This is a genomic window from Serratia sp. CY81684, assembly GCF_052166595.1.
Classification (GTDB): Bacteria; Pseudomonadota; Gammaproteobacteria; order Enterobacterales; family Enterobacteriaceae; genus Serratia; species Serratia nematodiphila.
Genome location: NZ_JBJNOO010000001.1, coordinates 510,007 through 533,687, shown reverse-complemented (window position 1 = coordinate 533,687; position 23,681 = coordinate 510,007). Strand labels below are relative to the sequence as shown.

27 protein-coding genes are annotated in these 23,681 nt (G+C 62.7%); 12 read left to right on the top strand and 15 right to left on the bottom strand.

Annotated elements, in window-relative coordinates:
* Positions 1-6: 6 nt before the first annotated feature.
* A complete protein-coding gene (prpB, locus tag ACJ8QF_RS02670) occupies positions 7-897 on the bottom strand; it encodes a methylisocitrate lyase (RefSeq protein ID WP_103085787.1) in 891 nt (296 codons plus the stop codon).
* A gap of 244 nt (positions 898-1,141) precedes the next feature.
* Between prpB and prpR the strand changes: the two genes are divergently transcribed.
* On the top strand, positions 1,142-2,728 hold the full coding sequence (prpR, locus tag ACJ8QF_RS02665; RefSeq protein ID WP_265261226.1) for a propionate catabolism operon regulatory protein PrpR: 1,587 nt from the start codon (positions 1,142-1,144) through the stop codon (positions 2,726-2,728).
* 3 nt (positions 2,729-2,731) lie between these two features.
* Here prpR and ACJ8QF_RS02660 read toward each other — a convergent pair whose 3' ends face one another.
* On the bottom strand, positions 2,732-3,640 hold the full coding sequence (locus tag ACJ8QF_RS02660; RefSeq protein WP_442537234.1) for a DMT family transporter: 909 nt from the start codon (positions 3,638-3,640) through the stop codon (positions 2,732-2,734).
* Between the two features lie 136 nt (positions 3,641-3,776).
* On the opposite strand from ACJ8QF_RS02660, the gene ACJ8QF_RS02655 reads away from it, so the two are divergent.
* Positions 3,777-4,211, top strand: a complete 435-nt coding sequence (locus ACJ8QF_RS02655; protein ID WP_038880548.1) for an Lrp/AsnC family transcriptional regulator — start codon at positions 3,777-3,779, stop codon at positions 4,209-4,211.
* Here the strand turns inward: ACJ8QF_RS02655 and dinG are convergent, their stop codons facing one another.
* From dinG to ACJ8QF_RS02635, 4 genes are all read right to left on the bottom strand, one after another.
* On the bottom strand, positions 4,212-6,410 hold the full coding sequence (gene dinG, locus ACJ8QF_RS02650) for an ATP-dependent DNA helicase DinG (protein WP_280630788.1): 2,199 nt from the start codon (positions 6,408-6,410) through the stop codon (positions 4,212-4,214). It lies immediately after the preceding gene.
* A gap of 66 nt (positions 6,411-6,476) precedes the next feature.
* Complete coding sequence (locus ACJ8QF_RS02645; protein ID WP_015377136.1) at positions 6,477-6,869, bottom strand: tautomerase family protein; 393 nt, start codon at positions 6,867-6,869, stop codon at positions 6,477-6,479.
* The gene (locus ACJ8QF_RS02640; protein WP_049187276.1) at positions 6,859-7,191 is read right to left on the bottom strand and encodes a carboxymuconolactone decarboxylase family protein; all 333 of its coding nucleotides are present in this window, start codon (positions 7,189-7,191) and stop codon (positions 6,859-6,861) included. Before ACJ8QF_RS02640 ends, ACJ8QF_RS02645 begins: the two co-directional genes overlap by 11 nt.
* 124 nt (positions 7,192-7,315) lie before the next feature.
* The gene (locus ACJ8QF_RS02635) at positions 7,316-7,972 is read right to left on the bottom strand and encodes a glutathione S-transferase family protein (protein WP_049187275.1); all 657 of its coding nucleotides are present in this window, start codon (positions 7,970-7,972) and stop codon (positions 7,316-7,318) included.
* A 241-nt stretch (positions 7,973-8,213) separates the two neighbouring features.
* Here ACJ8QF_RS02635 and ompC point away from each other — a divergent pair, with 241 nt between their 5' ends.
* The 3 genes from ompC to ACJ8QF_RS02620 all read left to right on the top strand — a co-directional run bounded on the left by ompC (position 8,214) and on the right by ACJ8QF_RS02620 (position 11,190).
* The gene (ompC, locus tag ACJ8QF_RS02630; RefSeq protein WP_004939326.1) at positions 8,214-9,311 is read left to right on the top strand and encodes a porin OmpC; all 1,098 of its coding nucleotides are present in this window, start codon (positions 8,214-8,216) and stop codon (positions 9,309-9,311) included.
* A 179-nt stretch (positions 9,312-9,490) separates the two neighbouring features.
* A complete protein-coding gene (locus tag ACJ8QF_RS02625) occupies positions 9,491-10,342 on the top strand; it encodes a GNAT family N-acetyltransferase (protein ID WP_280630791.1) in 852 nt (283 codons plus the stop codon).
* 17 nt (positions 10,343-10,359) lie between these two features.
* Positions 10,360-11,190, top strand: coding sequence for a 5'-nucleotidase, lipoprotein e(P4) family (locus tag ACJ8QF_RS02620; protein WP_280630792.1), 831 nt, complete (start codon positions 10,360-10,362; stop codon positions 11,188-11,190).
* 384 nt (positions 11,191-11,574) lie between these two features.
* Here the strand turns inward: ACJ8QF_RS02620 and ACJ8QF_RS02615 are convergent, their stop codons facing one another.
* From ACJ8QF_RS02615 to ACJ8QF_RS02600, 4 genes are all read right to left on the bottom strand, one after another.
* Positions 11,575-11,991, bottom strand: a complete 417-nt coding sequence (locus tag ACJ8QF_RS02615; RefSeq protein WP_228009653.1) for a GNAT family N-acetyltransferase — start codon at positions 11,989-11,991, stop codon at positions 11,575-11,577.
* A 32-nt stretch (positions 11,992-12,023) separates the two neighbouring features.
* The gene (locus ACJ8QF_RS02610) at positions 12,024-12,542 is read right to left on the bottom strand and encodes a GNAT family N-acetyltransferase (protein ID WP_004939331.1); all 519 of its coding nucleotides are present in this window, start codon (positions 12,540-12,542) and stop codon (positions 12,024-12,026) included.
* A 2-nt stretch (positions 12,543-12,544) separates the two neighbouring features.
* The gene (locus ACJ8QF_RS02605) at positions 12,545-13,114 is read right to left on the bottom strand and encodes a helix-turn-helix domain-containing protein (protein WP_004939334.1); all 570 of its coding nucleotides are present in this window, start codon (positions 13,112-13,114) and stop codon (positions 12,545-12,547) included.
* Between the two features lie 135 nt (positions 13,115-13,249).
* On the bottom strand, positions 13,250-14,704 hold the full coding sequence (locus tag ACJ8QF_RS02600; protein WP_004939337.1) for an MFS transporter: 1,455 nt from the start codon (positions 14,702-14,704) through the stop codon (positions 13,250-13,252).
* Between the two features lie 103 nt (positions 14,705-14,807).
* Here ACJ8QF_RS02600 and ACJ8QF_RS02595 point away from each other — a divergent pair, with 103 nt between their 5' ends.
* The 4 genes from ACJ8QF_RS02595 (at position 14,808) to ACJ8QF_RS02580 (ending at position 17,443) form a co-directional block, all read left to right on the top strand.
* The gene (locus tag ACJ8QF_RS02595) at positions 14,808-15,461 is read left to right on the top strand and encodes a helix-turn-helix transcriptional regulator (protein ID WP_015377129.1); all 654 of its coding nucleotides are present in this window, start codon (positions 14,808-14,810) and stop codon (positions 15,459-15,461) included.
* A 175-nt stretch (positions 15,462-15,636) separates the two neighbouring features.
* Positions 15,637-16,131, top strand: coding sequence for a DUF2878 domain-containing protein (locus ACJ8QF_RS02590; protein ID WP_004939344.1), 495 nt, complete (start codon positions 15,637-15,639; stop codon positions 16,129-16,131).
* Between the two features lie 108 nt (positions 16,132-16,239).
* A complete protein-coding gene (yedA, locus tag ACJ8QF_RS02585; protein ID WP_015377127.1) occupies positions 16,240-17,163 on the top strand; it encodes a drug/metabolite exporter YedA in 924 nt (307 codons plus the stop codon).
* 103 nt (positions 17,164-17,266) lie between these two features.
* Positions 17,267-17,443 carry a hypothetical protein gene (locus ACJ8QF_RS02580; protein WP_004939348.1) on the top strand — a complete coding sequence of 59 codons (177 nt, stop codon included), beginning with the start codon at positions 17,267-17,269 and terminating at the stop codon, positions 17,441-17,443.
* Here ACJ8QF_RS02580 and ACJ8QF_RS02575 read toward each other — a convergent pair.
* Positions 17,431-18,342, bottom strand: a complete 912-nt coding sequence (locus ACJ8QF_RS02575; protein WP_004939351.1) for a LysR family transcriptional regulator — start codon at positions 18,340-18,342, stop codon at positions 17,431-17,433. The two genes, ACJ8QF_RS02580 and ACJ8QF_RS02575, sit on opposite strands and share 13 nt — an antisense overlap.
* Positions 18,343-18,440: 98 nt before the next feature.
* Between ACJ8QF_RS02575 and ACJ8QF_RS02570 the strand changes: the two genes are divergently transcribed.
* The 3 genes from ACJ8QF_RS02570 to ACJ8QF_RS02560 all read left to right on the top strand — a co-directional run bounded on the left by ACJ8QF_RS02570 (position 18,441) and on the right by ACJ8QF_RS02560 (position 20,012).
* Positions 18,441-18,806 carry a DUF6516 family protein gene (locus tag ACJ8QF_RS02570; protein ID WP_004939355.1) on the top strand — a complete coding sequence of 122 codons (366 nt, stop codon included), beginning with the start codon at positions 18,441-18,443 and terminating at the stop codon, positions 18,804-18,806.
* Complete coding sequence (locus ACJ8QF_RS02565; protein WP_004939357.1) at positions 18,806-19,186, top strand: HVO_A0114 family putative DNA-binding protein; 381 nt, start codon at positions 18,806-18,808, stop codon at positions 19,184-19,186. The genes ACJ8QF_RS02570 and ACJ8QF_RS02565 overlap by 1 nt, the downstream gene beginning before the upstream one ends.
* Positions 19,187-19,292: 106 nt before the next feature.
* Entirely contained in the window at positions 19,293-20,012 is a 720-nt protein-coding gene (locus ACJ8QF_RS02560; protein ID WP_004939360.1) for an SDR family oxidoreductase, read from the top strand.
* 6 nt (positions 20,013-20,018) lie between these two features.
* Here the strand turns inward: ACJ8QF_RS02560 and ACJ8QF_RS02555 are convergent, their stop codons facing one another.
* Genes ACJ8QF_RS02555 through ACJ8QF_RS02540 form a run of 4 tightly spaced genes read right to left on the bottom strand, consistent with a single transcriptional unit; the run spans position 20,019 to position 23,671 of the window.
* A complete protein-coding gene (locus ACJ8QF_RS02555; protein ID WP_021503932.1) occupies positions 20,019-20,780 on the bottom strand; it encodes a phosphate/phosphite/phosphonate ABC transporter substrate-binding protein in 762 nt (253 codons plus the stop codon).
* Positions 20,781-20,808: 28 nt separating this feature from the next.
* The gene (locus tag ACJ8QF_RS02550) at positions 20,809-21,582 is read right to left on the bottom strand and encodes an ABC transporter permease (protein ID WP_440484005.1); all 774 of its coding nucleotides are present in this window, start codon (positions 21,580-21,582) and stop codon (positions 20,809-20,811) included.
* Entirely contained in the window at positions 21,579-22,514 is a 936-nt protein-coding gene (locus tag ACJ8QF_RS02545) for an ABC transporter ATP-binding protein (protein WP_016928556.1), read from the bottom strand. The genes ACJ8QF_RS02550 and ACJ8QF_RS02545 overlap by 4 nt, the downstream gene beginning before the upstream one ends.
* A complete protein-coding gene (locus ACJ8QF_RS02540) occupies positions 22,511-23,671 on the bottom strand; it encodes an ABC transporter permease (protein ID WP_442537233.1) in 1,161 nt (386 codons plus the stop codon). The genes ACJ8QF_RS02545 and ACJ8QF_RS02540 overlap by 4 nt, the downstream gene beginning before the upstream one ends.
* Between the last annotated feature and the right edge of the window lie 10 nt (positions 23,672-23,681).

Here is a 23,681-nt window from a genome sequence, read left to right as displayed (position 1 = left end):
TGGCGCTTATTCGTCGCGCTGGCGAGCGAACAGAGCGTCGAGTTTCTCTTCGAACAAATAGTAGTTGATGCTTTCGTACAGCTCGTTGCGGGTCTGCATGGTGTCGATGACGTTTTTCTGCGTGCCCTCTTCGCGCAGGGCGCGGTACACCCGCTCCGCCGCCCGATTCATCGCCCGGAAGGCCGACAGCGGATACAGCGCCATATCCACCCGGGCGCTGCGCAGCTCGTCGGTGGTGAACAGCGGCGTCGCGCCGAATTCGGTGATGTTGGCGAGGATCGGCACCTGCGTCGCTTCGGCGAAGCGGCGGTACATGCCCAGTTCGGTGATCGCCTCCGGGAACAGCATGTCGGCCCCGGCCGCCACGTAAGCCTGAGCGCGCTCGATGGCCGCCTCCAGCCCCTCCACCGCCAGCGCGTCGGTGCGCGCCATGATCACGAAGTCCGGATCGCTGCGCGCATCCACCGCCGCCTTGATGCGATCCACCATCTCTTCGGTGGAAACGATGGCCTTATTGGGCCGATGGCCGCAGCGCTTGGCGCCAACCTGATCTTCGATATGCAGCGCCGCCGCCCCGGCCTTGCTCACCGAGCGCACCGTGCGGGCGACGTTGAACGCCGATGCGCCGAAACCGCTGTCGACATCCACCAGCAGCGGCAGCGGGCAGACGTCGGTGATGCGGCGAATATCGGTCAACACATCGTCCAGCGTCGAAATGCCCAGGTCCGGCAGCCCCAGCGAACCGGCCGCCACGCCGCCGCCGGAAAGATAGATGGCCTGGAACCCCGCCCGCTGGGCCAGCAGGGCATGGTTGGCGTTGATCGCGCCGGCGATTTGCAGGGGTTTCTCTTTACTCAGGGCCTGACGAAAGGCGAGCCCGGGTGAGCGCAGCGTCATGACGTTCTCTCCGATTAGCTAGATGGAACAGACAGAGCAAGGGGCGGGCCAGGTTGCACTTTGGCGGGGAAAAAATTAAAAGCGATAAAAATAAGTGAGTTATAAAATTCGCGTCGCCATTGGGCAGACCAAGCGATAAAAAACGTTTCAGTTAACGTTTCAATCGCGGTTTCACTCGGCATATTTGAAACATGACTGAAACAAGGCTACACCTAATGCAGCCAATTTCATTCGGTAACCCACCATGAGCGATCACATCACGCCGCCCCGCACGCCGGACAAACCGGTGATCTGGACCGTCTCCATCACCCGCCTGTTCGATCTGTTCCGGGATATCAGCCTCGAGTTCGACCATCTGGCGGTCATCACCCCGATCCGCCTCGGCTTTGAGGAGGCGGTGCAGCATATCCGCGCTCGCCTGGCGACCGAGCCTTGCGACGCCATCATCGCCGCCGGCTCCAACGGCGCCTACCTGAAAAGCCGCCTGTCGGTGCCGGTCATTTTGGTCAAACCCGGCGGCTTCGACCTGCTGCAGGCGCTGAGCCAGGCGCGCAGAACCGCCGATCGAATCGGCGTCATCACCTACAAAACGCCCCTGCCCGCGCTGCTGGAGTTCCAGCAAACCTTCGATCTGCCGCTGGAGCAGCGCAGCTACGTCACCGAAGAGGACGCGCGCGGCCAGATCGCCGAGCTGAAAGCCGCCGGCATTCAGGCGGTGGTCGGCGCCGGCCTCATCAGCGATCTGGCGGAAGAGGCCGGGCTCACCGCCATTTTTCTCTATTCCGCCGCCACCCTGCGCGCCGCCTTCAGCGACGCGCTGGACGTGACGCGCCTGATGCTGGGCGGCGCCAAACGCGGCGGCGACTACGCCGCGCACAATACCCTGCAACCGCGCTATGGGCTCGGCGATTTACAGGGCGATTCCCCGCAGATGGAGCAGACGCGGCGCACCATCATGCTGTACGCCCGATCGCCGGCGGCGGTGTTGATCGAAGGCGAAACCGGCACCGGCAAAGAGCTGGCGGCGCAGGCGATCCACCGCGAATACTTTTCCCGGCGCGGCGCGACGCCGCCGTTCGTCGCCATCAACTGCGGCGCCATCGCCGAATCGCTGCTGGAGGCGGAACTGTTCGGCTATGAGGAAGGCGCCTTCACCGGTTCACGGCGCGGCGGCCGACGCGGGCTGTTGGAAACCGCCAACGGCGGCACCCTGTTTCTGGATGAGATCGGCGAAATGCCGCTGCACCTGCAAACCCGGCTGCTGCGGGCGCTGGAAGAAAAAACCGTCACCCGGGTCGGCGGGCAACAGCCGGTGGCGGTCGATTTTCGCGTTATCAGCGCCACCCACAATCGCCTGGAGCAGGCGATTCAACAGGGCGATTTTCGCGCCGATCTGTTCTACCGCCTGAGCGCCCTGCGGCTGCAGCTGCCGCCGTTGCGAGCGCGCGGCGACGATATCACGATGCTGGCGGAACACTTTCTGAAACAGTCGCTGGCGGCGCTCGACGTGCCGCTGACGGAGCCGCTGCGCGCCGCCCTGGCCGGCTGCTACGCCGCGCTGAGTCATTACGCCTGGCCCGGCAACCTGCGCGAGCTGCGCAACATGATGGAGCGGGTGGCGCTGATGCTGAGCACCGGCGCTGCGCCGAGCGGCGAGACCCTGCAGTGGCTGCTGCCGGAGCTGGCGGTGGCGCCGCCGCCCGAGACACAGGCGGCGCCCATCTCCGCCCACGAAGCCCTGGCGCGATGTGGGGGCGACCACGCTGCCGCCGCCCGGTTGCTCGGGATCAGCCGCACCACCTTATGGCGCCGGCTGAAAAAACCGCGCTGAGCATCAGCCGGCGCGCCGGCCGTCCGAGGCCGGCAGCAGCCGCGCTCGCCGCTCGCCCAGCAGGTTCATGCCCGCCGCCGCCAGCAGGATGATCGCCGCGCCCAGCAGTTGCCACACAGACAGCCGGTGGCCAAACGCCAGGCGATCCACCAGCATGGCGGCGATCGGGTAGATGAACGACAGTGAGCCGATCAGGTTGGTCGGCAGCTTCTGCAGGGCGCCGTACATCAACACATACATCAGGCCGGTGTGCAGCACGCCGAGCGTCGCCAGCATTCCCCACTGCCCAACGCTGGCCGAAACGTGGAAATCCACCAGCGGCAACAGCATCACCGCCCCCACCGCCACCTGGATCAGCGCAATAAGATGCGGCGGCGTGCCCTTCAGCCGCTTGGCCGCCAGCGCCATCAGGGCGTAGAAAAACGCCGCCCCGAGCGCCAGCGCGATGCCCGCCAAATAATGACTCTGTTCCCCCGCCTGCCGCGGCTGCGCCAGCACCACCAGCATCATGCCGCCGAACGCCAGCCCCAGCCACAGCAGCTTGCGGGCGGTCAGCCGCTCCCCCAGAAACAGCGCCCCCAGCCCCACCAGCATAAACGGCTGGGTGTTGTACACCGCCGTGGCGATGGAGATAGACGCATAGGAATAGGCGGCAAACAGCAGCAGCCAGTTGATCACCAGCGCGACGCCGCCGGCGATCGCCAGCAGCAGCGTGGCGCGCGTCAGCGCATCGCGCCGCAGCTGCCCCAGCGCGCCGCACACCGCCAGCAGCACCAGCGCCCCCACCGCGCAGCGCCAAAACACCACGTTGACCACCGGCTGGCCGGACATCAGCACAAACCAGCCGATGGAGCCGGAAATCAACATCGCCGCCGTCATCTCCAGCGAGCCGCGTTTTATCTCTGCATTCATTCTGCGTTCCTCCAAACTTGCCCAGAGGCATAGCTTGCGGCTTCGCGGGGCGGCTTTCCATAGCATAAAAAAGGCAGATATGCTTAACTGCCTTTTTCTCGTAGCTATAATAAAGAAAATACCTAACGGAGGCGTTATGGATGATATCGATCGCCAGATCCTGACTCTTTTGGCGCAGGACGCGCGCGCGTCGTTGAAGACGCTGAGCGCGCAGGTGGGGCTGTCATCGCCGAGCACGTCGGAAAGGCTGCGGCGGCTGGAGGAAAGCGGCGTGATCCAGGGCTATACCCTGAACGTCAATCTGCAGGCGGTGGGCTACGCCTTCGAGTCACTGGTGCGTATCAAGCCGCTGCCGGGCATGCTGAAGAAGGTTGAACAGCTGATTCAGGCGATCCCGGAAGTGGTCGAGTGCGATAAGGTGACCGGCGAAGACTGCTTTATCGTGCGGCTGGTGGCGCACTCGATGGAACAGCTCGACCACACCCTCGATCGGCTGGCCGAGCATGCGCAGAGCAACACCTCGATCGTGAAAACCACGCCGGTCAAACGCCGCCTGCCGCCGCTGCTCTGATTAACGCCGCCGCTTGCGGGCAAACGGGTTGCCGCGCTTCTTCTCTTTTTTGGCCGCGTCGGCGGCGGATTTCAGCGCCGCCAGATGCGCCTTGTCGGCCTCCGGCACCGCGCGCTGTTCGATCGGGAACACCGGCAGCGACGCCAACAGCCGCGAACCGTAGTTTTTGGTCAACAGCCGGCGATCGTAGATCACGATCTCGCCGTAGCATTGGTTGCTGCGGATCAGGCGGCCGACCTGCTGGATCAGGTTGAACGAGGCGCTCGGCAGGCTCTGCACTTCGAACGGATAGCGCTTCAGCGATTTCAGCCACTCGCCTTCGGTAATGATCACCGGGCTGTCGATCGGCGGGAACGCAATTTTGTGAATGTGTACCTGAGTCAGCAGCTCGCCTTTCAGATCCAACCCTTCGGCGAACGATTGCAGCCCCACCAGCACGCTGGCGACGCCCTTCTCCACCCGCTTGCGGTGTTCTTCCACCAGCCGGTAGCGCGGCTGGTCGCCCTGCACCAGCAGCATCAGCCGCAGATCGGTCACGTAGCTGAGGAAAGTCTGCATCGCCCGGTGGCTGCTGAACAGGATCAGCATGCCTTTGTGTTTGCCGCTCGCCTGCTCGGCGCGGAAACATCGCGCCATCTCCTCGAGGTGCTCCGCCTCGTTGGCGAGCGCCGGTTCGTAGCGCATCTGCGGAATAACAATCTTGCCCTGTTCGACGTGATTGAACGGCGAAGAGAGCGTTTCGAAGCGATCGCCGGCCTTCTCGCTCAGCCCGCTCATCTCCTGCAAGCGCGCGAAGCTGTTCAGTGAACGCAGCGTGGCCGAGGTGACCACCACGTGCGGCACCTTGCGCCACAGCAGCTTTTCCAGCTGATCGCTGACGCGAATGCCGACGCAGTGCAAATACAGATGGGTGACGTTATCGCGCAGTTCGCGCGTGACCCATTTGGAGATCGGCGCGTTGGACGACTTGTCGAGCGCCGCCAGCCGCCACAGCTTGCTCATCGCCTCCAGATAGCCCAGCGTGCGGCTCATCTGAATGATCGAGCGGTGCAGACGCATGATGTCGTGCTTGCCGGTCTGTTCGGTAAGATCGTTAAGCACGAACTCCGCCAGCCCGCGCAGCGCATCGGTCAGTTTGAACAGCCGCGCGCAGCTCTCCACCATCTCCGCGGGCAGCTCGCCCATTTCAAAACGGTGCTCGGCCGCCACGCTGTCGCCGGGCAGATAGGCGCTGACCTGATGCTCGAAGATCTGCACCAGCTCGCGCAGCTCCTCGCAATGGTTTTTCAGCCGTTCGCTGTTGGCCAGCCCCGGCGGATTCTTCGGCCGGTACTGCGTCATGCACTGTTCGACCTGGCGCACGATCATGTCCAGCTGCAGGTTGGTCGACAGCGCGGTGATTTCCCCGTCGATCTCCAGCGCATCGCGCGCCACCTCCGGCAAATGGTGGCCTTCGTCCAGCACCAGCAGCAGCTCTTTCGGGTTCGGCAGCACCGATTCCGTCTCCAGCGCCGCCATCACCAGCGCGTGGTTGGCCACCACCACGTCGGCGTTCTCGATCTCTTTGCGGGCGATATAGAACGGGCATTCGCGAATGTAGTGACAGTTGCGCCCCAGGCAGTTGGCCTTGTCGGTGCTCAGCTTGGCCCACAGCGGATCGTCGATGCTCTGCTGATAGTGATCGCGCAGCCCGTCCCACTCAAAGCGGGCCAGCGCCTTGGTCAGCTTCTGACACAGCGCCTGCTCTTCACCGCTGGACGGCGCCAGCTCGTCGTCGAGGAACAGCGTCAGATCGCCCTGTTGGCTGACGTCGGTGCTCATCGCCGCCAGGTTGCGCGGGCACACGTAACGCCCGCGGCCAAAGGCGCCGGTAAATTTCAGATCGGGGATAATCTTCTTCAGCAGCGGCAAATCCTTGCTGTAAATCTGATCCTGCAGCGCCACGTTGGCGGTGCTCACCACCAGCGGCTTGCTCTCCGCCCGCCCGACGGCGATGCCCGGGATCAGGTAAGACAGCGTTTTGCCGACGCCGGTCGGCGCCTCGATCGCCAGATGGCGCGGGTAGTCGCCGGCCAGCGTCTTGGCCACCTCGGCGATCATCTGGCGCTGGGGCGCGCGGGAAATAAAATCCGGTATTTGCTGCTGCAGGGCTTTGTACCACTGGCCAATCTGATCTTTAACTGCGGAGGAGAGCGCCATTCAACTCTTATCTAAACGAAATGATGGCGCTATTGTCCCACAGACCGCCGACGACGTCAGCCCGAGTTACGTCTGCGGATCGATCATTGAGGCGCGCCCGCCGCCGAATGACCACTCGTCCAACTGGGTGGTGGCGATCACCACCATCACATCCTCGGGGTTCAGCCGCAGGTTTTCCGCCAGCAGCGCCGCCAGCCGCCCGTAGAAGCGCCGCTTGGTGTCGCTGTCGCGCGGCCGCCCGGCGGTGATGTAAAACAGCACGAAATCCGCGCTGCGCGGCCCGCCGAGATAGTCGCGATCGTAGATAAGCTCACCGGGGCGGTATTGATCGATCGCCTGAAACCTGTCCGCCGGCGGCACCTCGAAGGCCTCCACCAGCGCCTGATGCAGGCTATCGGACAAGGTTTGCAGATAGTCGGCGGACTTGCCCTGATGCAGGGCGATGCGGCTAAACGGCATGGGGCGCCTCCGGTTCCAGCTCGCGCAAGCGCGCCACGGCCGACGCCGCCGCGGGCCAGCCGGCGTAAAACGCCAGATGGGTGATGAGCTCGGCCAGCTGCTGATGCGCCACGCCGTTGCGCTGCGCCAGCTGCAGATGAAACGGCAGTTGCTCCAGGCGGTTGAGCGCCACCAGCGCGGCGACGGTGATCAGGCTGCGCTCGCGCGGGCTCAGCTCTGGCCGCTGCCAGACATCGTCAAACAAGACGCTGTCGCTGAGCTGCGCCAGCTTGGGGGCGATATCGCCGAACGCCTGTTGCCCGGCCTGGGATTTTGATGGCATCACACTCTCCTGTCAGTTGCGGATAGCCTTACGCTACCCGCCGCCGAGGCGAGTGAAAATCGGGATTTTCGGCACTCTCAGTTCAGAAAAACGGGAGGGTTCCCCGCCAGGCGGCGGGGCGATTTCACGGTTCCAGCGAGGCAACGCCGTCGAAATGGGCGCTCAGCAGCGCATTCAGCTCCGGCCGCCGCTCCACCCGTTCGGCAATGGCGTAAAGCCGCGGGCAGTGTTGCCGGAACCACGCGCGGCCCGGCCGCCAGTTGCACATTACCGCCACGTACAGATCCAGCGCGCTGAAGCTCTTGCCGAGAAACCACGGTCCGGCGGCGCCGGCGGCGGCGTTCAACTGCCGCAATAAACGCTCGCGATAGCTCATCACTGCGTTTTTCAGCTGTTCCGCCCCTGCCGCCTGCGGCTGCCAGCGCTGCGGATGGTCAGCATAGGTGAAAGTGGGGTAAATCTCCGCGTTGATGAACAGCAGCCAGCGCAGAAAACGCGGCAACAGCGGCGAGCCGCCGGGCGGCGCCAATTCGGCGTGCGGCGCGCGATCGTGCAGCAGCAGGATAATCGCCGCGCTCTCCGTCATCACTTCGTCATTGGGCAGCACTAAGGTGGGCACCTGACCCAGCGGGTTCAGCGCCAACAGGCGATCGCGCTCCGGGCCGTCCTGCGTGTAATCCACCTCCTCATAGCCCCAAGGGAAGGCGGTCAACGCCAACGCGGCGGCCACGATGGTCGAACCGCAGCCCTGCGTACCGAACAAAGTATAAGTATCGTGCATGATTCCTCCCGCAGCGGAACAAGGTATCGGTAACTGTAGACCAGCCGCCGACCATCGGCTGAAGAAAAAATTCACCCTTTGCGCGACTTTTTTAATCGTTCGACATGAAAATGAATTTTTTGTCATAAATAGATCACATTACTACGGTAAAAATTCTCCGCCGCCAACAATCAGGCGGCACAGTAAAACAGCAATGCAACTGATGATAAGCGTCTTTCAATCGAATAAAGCAGGGTAACCCATGAAACGTAATCTTCTGGCCGTTATTATTCCGGCACTTTTACTTGCGCAAGCGGCACAGGCAGCAGAAATCTACAATAAAGACGGCAACAAACTCGATTTTTACGGCCGTGTGAAAGCCCTGCATTATTTCTCTGATGATGCCGGCAATGATGGTGATAAAACCTACGTCCGTATCGGCTTTAAAGGCGCCACCCAGATTAACGATATGCTGACCGGCTATGGCCAGTGGGAATATCAGATCGCCGCCAACCATTCTGAATCCGACGGCACCAAAGACACCAAAACGCGTCTGGGCTTCGCCGGTCTGAAATATAAGGACCTCGGCTCCTTCGACTACGGTCGCAACTACGGTATCATTTACGACGTCGGCGCCTGGACGGATATGATCCCTGAATTCGGCGACGATGCTTATATCAAGACCGACAACTTTATGAACGGCCGTACCAATGGCGTCGCCACCTACCGTAATAACAACTTCTTCGGTCTGGTTGACGGCCTGAAATTTGCCGTGCAGTACCAGGGCAAGAACGAAAACGACGGCCGCTCCGCCAGCAAGGCGAACGGCGACGGCTGGGGTCTCTCCTCCAGCTATGAAATCATTGACGGCCTGAGCGTGGGCGCCGCCTATGCCTCTTCCAACCGCACCGCCACGCAAAAGGCGGGCACCTTCGGTAAAGGCGACAAGGCCGATATCTGGGCCGGCGGTCTGAAATACGACAACAACAATGTCTACCTGGCCGCGACTTATTCGCAGAGCCGCAATATCGCGCCTATTTCCGGCACCGCTACCATCAATAATAACTCGACCTCCGTTAGCGGCTTCGCCAATAAAGCGGAAGGGATTGAATTGGTCGCGCAATATCAATTCGACTTCGGTCTGCGCCCATCGCTGGGTTACGTTCAGCAGAAAGGCAAAGATATTGAAGGCATCGGCGACGTCGATCTGGTGAAATATTTCGACGTAGCGGCGACCTATTACTTCAACAAAAACATGTCCACTTATGTCGAATATAAAATCAACCAGCTTGATGACGACAACAAGCTGGGTCTGAAAAACGACGACGTCGTTGTTGTCGCCCTGACCTACCAGTTCTGATGTGATGAATGAATAACCACCACTGCAAACTTTAGCGTCACTTGATACCCAGAGTTTTATTTCGCCGGGCGGCTGCGTCCGGCTTTTTTGTTTTTATTTTCCCCACCGGCGAATCCCTCCGCTTGCCTTGCAAAACAAACGGGTCTACATGTATAGCTTTCCCCCGAGCGGAATCAGCCATGCATAACGACGGACGCTTCGACTACCACAACGCCCTGCGCTACAGCAGCGACGAACTGGCCAACATCCTCAACCACTGTTTTGAAAACTACATCGTGCGTTTCGTGCTCGACGGTTCAACCTTCGCCGCCCGCTTCGGCGCCGAAGATCTCAGCCTGAACGACAGCCTGATCGTCACCCACCGCCATGAACCGGTGGCGGTGGCGCTGATCGCCCGCCGCGGCCAGCACAGCCGGGTGGCGGCCTTTTCCGTGCGCCCGGAGATGCGCGGCCAGGGGCTGGGCAAGGCGCTGATGCAGCGGCTGGTGGCGGATGCCCGCCAGCGCGGCGACCGTCGGCTGTCGTTGGAGGTGATCGAAGGCAACGACGCCGCGCTGGCGCTGTACCACCGCGCCGGGCTGCGCATCGTGCGCACCCTGACCGGCCATCAGGCGCCGGCGGAAGTGCCGCCAGGCACGGCGGCGCTGCAGGCGGTCGATCCGCTGACCGTCAGCCATCGCCTGACGGCGGAAGGCGCCACCGACCTGCCCTGGTTGATCGCCCCCGAATCGCTGTTCAAGCTGCCGGGCAAACCGCAGGCCTATACGCTCAATCGTCAGGCCTACGCCGTGGTGATGCCCGGCGCCGAGCACTACTGGCTGCGCCTGATCTACGTGCCGCCGCAGCACCGCGGTCAGGGGCATGCCCGCGCCTTGCTGGCCGCCCTGCAAGCGCAGTTCGCCCCTTTGCCGCTGACCGCCAACGTTTTTGTGCCCGAGGTGGCCGCCCCCTTCTTTACGCATCTTGGTTGGCGGCAGGATCCTCTGCGCCAGTTCGAGATGGATATGCTGCTGGACAGCCCACAAAAATAAAACCGAGAGAGATAACGATGGCAGGAAAACAGGCAAGGAAACTCACCCTCGGCGCGGCGGTTGGCGTCGCGCTGCTGACGTTGGCCGGTTGCGCGCAGCCGCCGCACACCGACGCCCAGGCCCAGCAGCGGCTGGCGGATCAGTCGGTGCTGGCGGTGAACTGGTTCCAGCAGTCCGGCGAATACCAGGCGCTGGCCCACCAGGCGTTCAACAGCGCGCAACGCGCCTTCGATCGGGCCAGGGCCGCGCCGGGCCGCAAAAAGGCGGTGGTGGTCGATCTGGATGAAACCATGCTGGACAACAGCGCCTACTCCGCCTGGCAGGCGCAACAGGGCCAGCCGTATGACGGCGCCACCTGGGCCCAATGGACACAGGCCGAACAGGCCGGCGCAGTGCCGGGGGCAGTGTCGTTCGCCCGCTACGTTAACGCCCACCAGGGGACGATGTTCTACGTCTCGAACCGCAAGCAGAGCGAATATGCCGCCACGGTGGCCAACATGCAGAAGCTCGGTTTCACCGGCATGTCGGAAAAAACCGTCTTGCTCAGTACCGACACGTCCAATAAGCAGGCGCGCTTCGACGCCATCAAACAAGCCGGCTATGACATCGTGGTGTACGCGGGCGACAACCTGAACGACTTCGGCGCCGCGACCTACCACCAGGATAATGCGCAGCGCCGGGCGTTTGTCAGCGAGAACCAGAACAAATTCGGCACCGAATTCATCGTGCTGCCCAACCCGCTGTACGGCGATTGGGAGAGCGGCCTGGCTCGCGACTACAACAAGCTGACGCCGCAACAGAAGCTGCAGGTGCGCCAACAGGCGCTCAAGGCCTGGCGCGAGCGCTGATTCAGGAATAGGGAGAAATGCCCCATATAACCTAATATTTTGTCAAAAAGGGATTAGCGGAGCATGCCGCCGAACCAATGGGGACGTTAGTTCGGCGGCATGAAGACGAAGAAATGCGGATGCTCAAATTCTGGGTTGCGGGCACCAGAAATGTGAGAAATCGGTATCGGCACCGCCCTGTGAGTTAATCCAACAACGCTTCTCGGTGAAATGAGCACTTTCACATACTTTCAGCAATATCAGAGTAGCCAATCCGTTAATTCTCTCGATTTTAATCGCCCGAACAGCGCAGCAGCATCCGCTCTTTGATGTAATCTGAACGTAACCTAAGCAGGCAAGGCACGGATCTTCAATGTCAAATGGCTATAGGAACTTGCAACATCATTACAGAACTTTCTCGAAACAGACCGCCTGTGGGTTACCTCGATAACGGCCATAGTTTTCGCGTATCCGATACCCCTGAGCCAGATAAAACTTGATGGCACGCAAGTTCACGCTTCGGGTTTCCAGCCACAGTTGACGATACCCCAACCATCGAGCCTGTTGTTCCAGAGCCTGCAATAATTTACGACCAATACCATTGCCAGGCTCACGTACATACATTCGTTTTAACTCCGCAACACCAGAAGTTAATCGACGCAGTGCCCCACAAGCTACGGCCACATCGGCAGCATTGCGTACCAACATAAAACAACCTCCATCCGCTTCTATAGAAGCAGGATCAAACGAGGACGTACCGCTATCGCCTGTGATCTCAGCCAGCTGCACCGACAATTCCGCCATCAGTGTCAGTGCGTCCAAGCTATCGACTTCACTTAATAGTATCCGAAGAGTCACAGCAGTTTGTACATATAGCAGGTGGCCTCCAACGCCCCGCCGTCGCTGGCGCGGGCGTATTGCGGGATGTCGCCCGCCGCCTCGAACCCCAATTGGCGGTACAGCCCCTGCGCCGCGCTGCCGCTCAGGGTGTCCAGCACCAACAGGCTGCGGCGATGACGCGCCGCCAGCGCCTGCACTTCCTGCATCAACAGCCGGGCAACGCCCTGCCGCCGCGCCTGCGGGTGCACCATCAGCTTGACCACTTCCGCGCGGTGGCGGCCGTTGTCTGGCATAGCCAGCAGCAGTTGCACGGTGCCGACCGGTCGGCCGTTCGCGAGCGCCACCAGCATCGCACGCTCTCCCCGCGCCAGAGCCGGCAGCACCCCCTGCCAAAATGCCTGCGCCTGTTCCTGCGTAAAGGGCATGACAAAACCGATGCTGGCGCCGTGCGCCACGCTGGCGTGCAGCATCTCGGCCAAGTCGGCAATGGCGCTTTGCGCCGCAGCGGCATCCCACTGTTGCAATTCAATCATGGCTATGGCCTACAGATAACGAGCGTGTAATGAGCCGGCTCATCGCCGGGGACATGGAAACGGGAGGCACCGAACAGGCGGTAGCGCAGACAGTCGCCGGCCGACAGCCGGAAAACGCGCTCTTCCAGGATCAATTCCAACTGCCCGGACAGCAACCAGAGATGATGTTCCAGCGCCGGAATCGACGGCAGGTCGTAATCGATCTGCGCGCCGGCATCAAGCCGGGCTTCGATAAACTCGGCCTTATACAGCGCGGCGGGTGGGGAAACGGAGCGACGGTGAAAACCGCTGGCGCGATCGACCCACACCGGTTGCTGCTGCGGCCGCAGCAGCTCCGGCGGCTCGTCTTCGATTTCGCTCAACAGGCGCGACATGGTCAACCCGTAGGCGGCGCACAGCCGGTTCAGCAACGACGCCGTCGGGCTGGTCTCGGCGCGCTCCACCCGCGAGAGCGTCGCCCGGCTAAGACCGGTGCGCTGCGCCAATTCCTCCAGCGACCACGCCCGCTGCTGGCGCAAATCCGCCAGCCGCTGCGCCAACCTCAGGTCGGCAGTCTCCAAACCGTTATCCACCGCTCACACTCCGCTTAAAAATCCCATATAAGAGAAATAATCTCAAATAAGAGATATAGCAAGCGGATTTTAAAAAATATCGCGCAGGAAGAACGCCAGGATCACCGCAAACATCGCCGAATGAGGAGAAGCGTTCTAGCACTCGCGCGAGGGTGGAGTTTGTACAAAATTGCCCGTCTCTGCGACCGGCGGCGCGATCGCGGCGCAGCGCCAGGCGCTGAATACCGCCAGCAGCGGCGCCAGCGCGAACGCCAGGAACAGCCAACGCGCCGCCGATGCCGCGCCCGCCGCGCCGCCCGGATCGTTCAGCCCCGCCAGGTTGGCCGTCATCCCGGCCAGCGCCGCGCCGAATGCTGTGGCGAACAGCTGCACCGTGGTAATTGAAGCGCCGGCGATGTCTTTGTCCGCTTCAGGCGCCACCTGCAAAATGCGCGTCAGCAGATGCGGCCAACCGAAGCCGATGCCGAATCCCACCAGCGACAACGCGATGACGATCGGCGTCAGCGCCTGCCAGTCACCGCCGGAGGGCGTCGGCATCAGGATCGCCAGCGCCAGCAGGCCCACCAGCACGAACAGCGGCCCGCTGACGATCGCCCGGCGAATGCCCGCCCCGCGCCAGCCGGAGCTGAGGATTTCGGACAACGTCCAACCGGCGGCCATGGTGGCGGCGATATAGCCGGAGATCAGCGGCGACTGGCCGTGCAACAGCTGCAGGAAATAGGGCACGAAGATTTCGCTGGTCATGCCGATCACCAGCAACGAGACCGTAATATAGAGCGCCGCCAGCGATGAGCCGCGCCGCAGCGAGCCATGCGGCAACAGGCGCGCGCGTGCGTGCGCCTCGCGCTTCATCAGCCAGGCCATCAGCACCAGCGAAAGCGCGATGCCCGCCAGATTGATCCAGACGCTGTGCGCCAGGCTGCCGGCGGACACCACCAGCACCGCCACGGTCAGCAACAGCAGTTGCGCAGTCGGCAACGGCGCGGCCGCCTGCTGCGCCTTGCCCTTGGGCAGGATCAGGAAGGTAAACGCAGCGTACAGCGCCATGATCGGCAGCAGAATGCCGAAGGCCCAACGCCAGGCGTGCAGCTCGGCAAAAATGCCGCCCACCGCCGGCCCCACCAGGGTGGCGATGCCCCACATCGCCGAGATAAGCGCCATGGCGCGCGGCCACAATCGCTGCTCGAACACCAGGTTGATCATCGCGTAGGAGAGCGCAAAGATCAGCCCGCCGCCGAAGCCCTGCACCGTGCGGCCGATCAGCATCACCGGCATGCTCGGCGCCAGCGCGCACAGCGCCGCCCCGACGATAAAGAACAGCGAAGCCACCAGATAGGCGCTACGTGCGCCATAGCCGCTGAGCAACCGGGCCGACAGCGCGGAGCCGAGGATCGACGCCACCACGAACAACGTGGTGTTCCAGGCATAGAGATCCAGCCCGCCGATATCCTGCACCACCGAGGGCAGAATGGTGGTGGCGACCAGAATATTGATGGCATGCAGCGCCACGCCGAGCGAAAGCGCGATCGCACTGGCCGCATTTTTGCCGGAGAAAAGGTCGCTCCAGCGGCTATCGTCATGGGTTATCACGGTTGTCGTCCTGTTTTCAGAGGAATGGCATTGAGTTGGTCATGAGATTGCGTTAAATTTAACAAGAGTTATCTTGGAATAAGTTAGGGCGAGGCGGAGAAATATGTCAAGAATAAACTTGGAAAATAGCGGCAGCACCGCACAATCGGTCAGTGACCGCTTGCTGACGTTATTGAAAACCCGCGGCCCGCAGCTAGCTTCTGACGCAGGAAAGGTGCTCGGCACCACCGGTGAGGCGGCCCGCCAGCAGTTCGTCAAGCTGGCGAAAGAGGGGTTGGTCGAAGCGGTGGCGGAAACGCGCGGCGTGGGCCGCCCGGTGCAGCTGTGGCATTTGACCTCTGCCGGGAACGCGCGCTTTCCCGATACCCATGCGGATCTGACGGTGCAGCTGCTGCGCACCGTGCGCGACAAGTTGGGCGAACAGGCGATCGACGTGCTGATCGAGACCCGCGAACAGGAAAACCGCATCAACTACAAGCAGGCGATGATCGGCGCCACCGAGCTGCGCGAACGCGTGGCGCGCCTGACCGAGATCCGCTGCCGCGAAGGGTATATGGCCGAATGGCGCCAGGAGGAGGACGGTTCCTATCTGCTGGTGGAAAACCACTGCCCGATCTGCGCCGCCGCCACCGTCTGCCAGGGCTTCTGCCGGGCGGAATTAAGCATCTTCACCGAAGTGCTGCAGGCGCAGGTGGAGCGCGCCGAACACATTCTGGCCGGTTCACGCCGCTGCGCCTACCGGATTTCCCGCCTGTAACACCGGTTTTTGCCCGCGTTTTCAACCGGTACAGATTATTCTGCTTGTGCACCCCGCACCTTCCCTTCTAAGGTTGAATTATCGAATATTCAGGCAAACAGCGGGCCTCGCGCCCGCTCTGGCAAATCCGTCGGCGCTTAGCGCAGCGGCAGAGTAACCCCACGGGAGTTGAACGATGAAGAAGCCGCATGCCGGATTCTGGCTGGCGACGCTGGGACTGGGCGTTTGCTGGCTGCTGGCGCTGCTGACTCGCGATCGGCTCAACGGCATACTGCTGGCCGGCGCGGCGCTGGCGCTGATCTTTACCCCTGCCGCCCGCCGCAAAGGCGCAGCCCTGGCCGCCCTGGGCGGTATCGGCATGGATGGGCTGTGGAGCTACAGCGGCGTGCTGCACTACAGCGGGCAACACGGCCTGCCGCTCTGGACCATCGCGCTGTGGATCGGCTTCGGCTGCTGGTGGTATTGGTTGCTGGACGTGGTCAGAGCGGCCCCCTGGCCGCTGGCGGTGTTGGGCGCCGCCGTTGGCCCCTTCGCCTACGCCGTGTCCTGGAAGCTGGACGCCTTGTTGCCCGGCGTGCCGCCCGAGTTCATGCTGCTGCTGCTGGCCGTCGGCTGGTCGATTTATCTGCCGGCCGTCAGCTGGCTGCAGTGGAAACAGCAAGGCTATTGAACGGCTTTCGGTCGCCGGAAAAATAATGCCGAAGGCCATTGCTTATCGGTTGCCCGATCGGGTTTACTGAGCGTTCTAATAATAATCATTCCCGCAAAATACAATCCTATGCTTAGCCAACAAAGCCGTAGCGTCCTGCCGTTGATCGGAGCGTTGTTCACGTTATATATCGTTTGGGGTTCCACCTATTTCGTCATTCGCCTCGGCGTCGCGCAGTGGCCGCCGCTGATGATGGCCGGCATTCGCTTTCTGACAGCCGGTATCGTGCTGTTCAGTTTCCTGGCCTGGCGCGGCCACGCACTGCCGACGCTGAAGCAGTGGCTGGCCGCCGGCGCCATCGGCATTCTGCTGCTGGCGGTGGGCAACGGCCTGGTGACGGTGGCGGAACACCAACATGTGCCCTCCGGCATCGCCGCGGTGATGGTGGCGACGGTGCCGCTGTTCACCCTCTGCTTCAGCCTGCTGTGGGGCATGCGCAATACCAAACTGGAATGGGCCGGCATCGCGCTCGGGTTGGTGGGCATCGTGCTGCTCAACACCGGCAACAACCTGGTGGGCAACCCGACCGGCGCGCTGCTGATTTTGCTGGCTTCGGCCAGCTGGGCCTTTGGGTCGGTGTTGGGATCGCGCATCTCGCTGCCGGCCGGGCCGATGGCCGGCGCGGCGGAGATGCTGGTCGCCGGCGTGGTGTTATTGGCAGCCAGCCAGCTGAGCGGCGAGCGCCTCACTCAGATGCCGAGCACCGGCGGCTTTCTGGCGCTGGGCTATCTGATCGTCTTCGGTTCGATGCTGGCGATCAGCGCCTATATGTTCTTGTTGAAGAATGTGCGCCCGGCGGTCGCCACCAGTTACGCCTACGTCAATCCGGTGGTGGCGGTGCTGCTCGGCATCGGTTTTGCCGGCGAATCGCTGGCGCCGCGCGAGTGGCTGGCGCTGGTGATCATCGTGGCGGCGGTGGTGCTGGTGACGCTGGGAAAATACCTGTTCGCCCGCCCGGCCAACGTGCAGGCCATCGACTGCGAACGGCGATGATCACAAAGGGCGGTCTGCGGGCCGCCGTTAAAAACGATTCTTGTTTCACCCGGCGAAGGGGCTATAATTCCCGCTGTTCCAAGCAACCTGCGAAATTATTCCTATGCTGAAAAAAGCGTTCGTCATCGTCATCGCCCTGTGCGCCTTCGGTTCTCTGGGCGGCGTATTCCTCGCCGGGCTGAACATCTACACCCGTTCCACCACCCCGCACGAAGAAAGCGCGCCTGCCGGGGATACCGCCGCTACGCCGGCGCAAACCGAAACTCTTCAGGCCAAGTGATCGTCCATCCAGCGCTGGCAGCGCTGCTGTAAAAAGCGCTGCAGTTGCCTGACGCGCTCCGACACCTGCGAACGATGCGGGCAGACCAGATTGATCGGCACCGCGTCGCTGCGCCATTCCGGTAACAGTTGCACCAACCGCCCGGCGCGAATATCCGCCGCCACGTCGATCGCCGACTTGCGCACCACGCCGTGCCCGGCCAGCGCCCAGCGCCGCGCGACCTCACCGTCATCGGTAAAATAGCTGCCGTTCAGCGGCAGCTCGACCCCCTCCTCACCGCGCCACAGCCGCCATTCCACCTGCCGTTTGCCGCTGGGCTGATACACCAGAATGCTGTGCCGAACCAGATCGGCCGGCGTTTTCGGCTCGCCGTGCCGCCGCAGATAATCCGGGCTGGCGCAGATCAGCCGCCGATGCTGCGGCAGGATCGGCAGCGCCACCAGCGAAGAGTCGGCCAGCGGCCCGAAGCGCAACGCCACATCCACCGGTTCGCGGAACAGATCCGCCTGCCGATCGTTGATCAGAAGCTGCAGCTGAATGTGGGGATGCTGCAGGCGGAACTCATCCAGCCAGCCGAGCAGCAGATTGCGGCCAAAATCCGACGGCGCGGAAATCTGCAGCACCCCGGACAGCCCCTGATGCTTCTCGCGGATCGCCTGCTCTCCTTCGGCCAACGCGCCCAGCGCCAGGCGCGCGCTGTCGAGATAGCGGGCGCCCTCCTCCGTTAACCTCAGGCTGCGCGTTGAACGCACCAGCAGCCGCGCGCCCAGCTGCTGCTCCAGCCTTTTCACCGCAATGCTAGCCGCCGCCGGCGTGATATCCAGCGCGCGCGCCGCGGCGGAAAAACTGCCGCCGTCCACCGTGCGGACAAACACCTCGAGATCGACAAATGAGGTCATGTATTTCCCTTCTTAGAGAGCCGGATTCACGGCGTATCGGATTGACGATAAAACGCCCAATGGTTATGATTAGATCATAATAAATGGAACTTTGATCAATGGATGAACACAACGGACTGGACTACATCCTTAGCCTGCATGGCACGCGGGTCAATCGTGAGGATGGCTATTGGTGGAAAATCGAGGCCTGGACGGTGACCCAAACGGCCTTTATCCCTCACGGCATCCGTTACAATTTGACCTTGCATGATAACCACAATACCCGGGTTTTTGGCATAGATAACGCGCATGCCATTAAAACACCCCGCAAAGGTAAATTTTCAGGCCGCGTCGTTTATGATCACCAACATGACTCCCCGACGGACAAAGGCTCACCCTACGAGTTTCATTCCGCCTATCAGTTGGTGGAAGATTTCTTTACCCGGATAGACGAAGTCATACGCAAGAGAGAAAACCGAGGTTGATGATGAAAGCACTGATTGGCGTGATGCCTGAAGAACTGATTCGCAAGCGCACACTGGCGATCGCAAAAGGGGAATACCAGCCACAGGAACGTGAGCCCAAAGTGTGGTTTACGTCGATGATTGCGCTGGCCCAGGTGCTCAGCAACGAGAATATTGCCCTGCTGCGTCTGATCGACACTGCCCGCCCCGAGACCATCAGCCAGTTGGCCGAACTGTCGGGGCGCCAGGTCAGCAATCTGTCCACCACGCTGAAAACGCTGAGCGGGCACGGCCTGGTGGCACTGGAAAAACAGGGGCGTTCAGTGAAACCCCGAGCGCTGTTTACCGATTTCGAAATCATCGTGGATCAGAAGCTAAACGCCCGCTTTAGCGCGGCATGATCTTTAATATTTATTAATAAGTGTTTATCAATAAGGCCGATTGTTAGGTCATTTTCAATCAGGAAAGATAGATCCCGTTGAAACTTACCTAAAAAGAGGCCTTAACATGACGATTCCCGACTCCCCCCTGAAACGACAAAAGCTGGTGATCCTGGGCGGCACCAGCGGCATTGGCGCCGCGGTGGCCTACGCGGCGGCGGCGCGTGGCGCTGAAGTGGTGCTGGCTTCGCGTCGTCTCCCTCACGCCGGGGAGAAAAACGACGCGCTGCATCTGATGCAGGCCGATCTAACCGATGAAGCGTCGCTGCATGCGCTGTTCGCCGCCGTCGGCGCTTTCGACCATTTGGTGATCACCGCCGGGCCGTTGGTGCAGGCGAAGCCGCTGGCGGAGACCGCCCTTGAACAGGCGCAGGCCGACTTCAACGTCAAATTCTGGGGAAGTTTGCGCGCGGTGCAGGCGGCGCTGCCGACGCTGGCGCCGCAGGGCTCGATCACCCTGACCTCCGGCCAGCTGTCGCGCAAATACCTCGGCGGTCAGTTGATCAAAACCGGCATCAACGCCGCGCTGGAAGCGGTCGGCAAACAGCTGGCGAAGGAACTGGCGCCGCGGCGGGTGAACGTGGTCAGCCCCGGCATCACCGCCACCGAAGCCTACGACGGCATGAGCGCCGCACAGCGTCAGGCGCTGTTCGAACGGGTTAGCGTCAGCCTGCCGGTCGGCAGGGTCGGGCAGGCGGCCGACGTCGCGGCGGGTTATCTGCTGGCGATGGAGAATGGCTTCGTCACCGGCAGCGTGATCGACATCGACGGCGGCGGCCTGCTGTAACGGCGGCTAGAGCGCCGTCACGCCCTGCGCGGCGGCCTGCTGTTCCAGCACGGTGATAATCTGGTAGGCCGAACGCGGCACCAGGCTGAAATCGCCGATCAGCAGGCGGTCGCTGACCGCCTCATCCAGCATCGCTCGGGCGCCGGCGCGCAGGATTTCCACCTGTTCCGGCGGCGTGCCGGCTGCGGTGATCAACGGCAGGCCCGGCACCGCCGCCGTACGGCCGATGATTTTTAGCCCCTCCAGCGCCTGCGGTTGCGCGCGGCGCAGCAGTTCCATGCTGATGGAGTCGATGGCGGCGATATCCGCCTGCCCGCTGCGGATCAGCTGCAGCGACTGATAATGCGCGCCGGAGGCGATAGCCGCACCGAAGAATTTCCCGTCCTGCGCCAGCGGCGCGATCAGCGCGCGCAGGCCGTTGTAGCCGGACTGGGAATCGGTGCTGTTATACGCCGCCGTTCGGCCGCGAAAATCCGCCAGCCGCTCGCCGGGGTCGTCCGCGCGCACCACCAGCCAGCTGCGGTAATTCGGCCCGTCGCACCCTTCCACCCGATAATGATAGGTGCCGATCAACTGTACCTGCGGCAGACTGCTGACCAACGGATAACCGCAGGTTTGGCTGAGCAAGAGATCCTCGCGTCGCCAGTGCTGCGCCAGATCGTCCGGCCAGCTGAGCCGTTCCGGCGCCGCCGGCAACCCCAGCCGCAGCAGCTTGTCGCGCAACACCTGCCAGAAGGATTCGGCCTGCTCCCGGCCAACGCCGTACATCGGTAGAGACACCTGCATCATTTCCCCCTTACCCCGCCGGAGTGGTCGCCAGCGTCTGCTGACGCCAGGCGGTGAGATAACGCACCCAACGTTCAAACAGCATATCGGTGATAATAGCCAACAACGCCACTACCGCCGCGCCCTGGATCACATAGGCGGTGTTAAAGCCGCTCAGGCCGATGATGATCGGCGAACCGAGCGTCTTGGTGCCGACGGTGGAAGCGATGGCCGCCGTGCCGATATTGATGATCACCGAGGTGCGGATCCCGGCGACGATCACCGGCGCCGCCAGCGGCAGTTCAACCCGCCACAGAATTTGCCAGGCGCTCATCCCCACGCCGCGGGCGATCTCGCGCGTGGCGGGCGGCACCGATTCGATGCCCGCCAGCGTGCCCTGCAGGATCGGCAGCAGGCCGTACAATACCAGCGCAATGATCGCCGGCTGTTCGCTGAAGCCCATCACCGGCACCGCTACCGCCAGCACCGCCACCGGCGGGAAGGTCTGCCCCACCGCCACCACCGTTTCCACCAGCGAACGAAACTCCCGGCCGCTGCGTCGGGTCACGGCCACGCCTGCCGCCACGCCGAGAGCCACCGCGATCAGGCTGGAGATCGCCACCAGCGACAGGTGCGCCCCCACCAGCGCGATAAAGCTGTCCTGCTGGTAAATGGGCCGCTCCAGCTCGGGGAACCAGGCGGTGAACAGGCCGCGCAGATGATCCATGCCGAACACCAGCGCCAACAGCAGCGCCAGCGTCCAGGGCAAAGGATCGCGCAGCAGGCGCCCGATGCGCCCGCTCATGACAGCGCCTGCCCGGCGATCAGATCGTTGAAGTGCAACACCCCCAACGCTTCGCCCCGTTCATCCACCACCGGCAGACAGTCGCTGCCGCGCGCCACAAACACCGACAGCGCCTCGCGCAGGCTCATGGCGGCGGCGATCGGCTCGCCCCCGGCGACACCGGGCCGCACCCGCTCCGCCACCGTCCCCAGCGACAGCAGCTTGATGCCGCGATCGCTGCGCCCGAAGAAATCACGCACGAAATCGTTGGCCGGGGCGGTCAACAGCGTCAGCGGCGTGCCCTGCTGCACCACCCGCCCCTGATCGAGCAGCACCAGACGATCCGCCAGGCCCAGCGCTTCGTCGATGTCGTGCGTCACCAGCACGATAGTGCGGCCGGAGAGCTGATGGATGCGCGCGATCTCCGCCTGCAGCGCCGCGCGGGTGACCGGATCCAGCGCGCCGAACGGTTCGTCCATCAGCAACACCTCGGGATCGGCAGCCAGTGCGCGCGCCACCCCCACCCGCTGCTGCTGCCCGCCGGACAGCTGGTGCGGATAGCGGCGGCGAAACAGATCCGGCTCCAGATGCAGCAGCTCCAACAGTTCGGTCACCCGATCGCGAATGCGCGCGCGCGGCCATTTCAGCAGCTGCGGCACGGTGGCGATGTTCTCCTCCACCGTCCAGTGCGGAAACAGGCCGATCGATTGGATCGCGTAGCCCATGCGCCGCCGCAGATCCTGCGGTTTGAACGACTGGATCTCTTCGCCGGCAAAGAGAATCTTGCCCCGATCGTGTTCGATCAGGCGATTGATCATTTTTAACGTCGTGGACTTACCGGAACCCGAGGTGCCGATCAACACGGTGAATTCGCCCTCGGCGATGTGCAGCGTGAGATCGTCCACCGCCGGCTTGCCCTGAAAAATTTTGCTGACTTGCTCAAAGTGAATCATCGGCGCGATACGTCCAGGATTGAAACCCAAAATTTAAACAGCGAATCGACGATGACCGCCATCATGACCACCGGGATCACCCCCAGCAAAACCAGATCCAGCGCGCTGCTGAGCAGCCCCTGAAATACGATGGCGCCAAAACCGCCGGCGCCGATCAGCGCCGCCACCACCGCCATGCCGACGGTCTGCACCGCCAGAATGCGCACGCCGGTCAGGAACAGCGGCAGCGCCAACGGCAGCTGCACGCGCAGGAAGATCTGCCCGCGCGTCAACCCCATGCCGGTAGCGGACTCAATCACGCCGGCCGGCACGCTTTGCAGCCCCGCCACCACGCTGCGCACCAGCGGCAACAGCGCGTACAGCACCAGCGCCACGATCGCCGGCGCCATGCCGATACCGCTGACGCCGTGTTCCGCCAGCCAGGGCACCGCCACCGCCAACCCCGCCAGCGGCGCGATCAGCAGGCCGAACAGCGCGATCGACGGCACGGTCTGGATAATGTTCAACACGGAGAAGATCGGCCGCTGCCAGCGCTCGGAACGAAAGCACAGCACCCCGAGCGGCACACCGATCGCCAGCGCCGGCGCCATCGTCGCCAGCAGAATGGTCAGGTGCTGCAACAGTGCGGCGTCAAACACCTCCTGCCGATTATGATACTCCTTCAGCAGCGACAGCTGATCGAGCTGATGGCCGAACAGCAGCAGCGCCGGCGGCACCAGCACCAGCGCGTTGCCGAGCATCCGCCGCAGGTGCGACGCCGTGAGACGCGCCATGGCGTCGGCGGCGATCAGCAGGCTCAGCGCCATGGTCAACCAGCAGCCGCTGCCCCAGGAGGCGCGTGCCAGGCGCGATCCCTCCTGCGCCAGACGCCCGGCGGCCTGCCCGCTGATCCAGAACGCCAGCGTCAGCACCCCGCAGGCGGCCAGTGCCGCCAGCAGCGCCCGCCCCCGCGTCGGCGGCAACAGGCTGAGGATCGCCAATGCCGCCAGCGGCAACAGCAGCCACAGCGCCGGGCCGTGCAGCAGGGAGAACAAGGAGAGGCCTTTGCCCGACAACAGGCGATTGGGGGCATAACTGAGGAACGGCAGGCCGAACGCGGCCAGCAGCAACAGCATGAACAGCGTCAACAAGACGCGATGTTTTACGGCGATAGTCAAAGAAACGCTC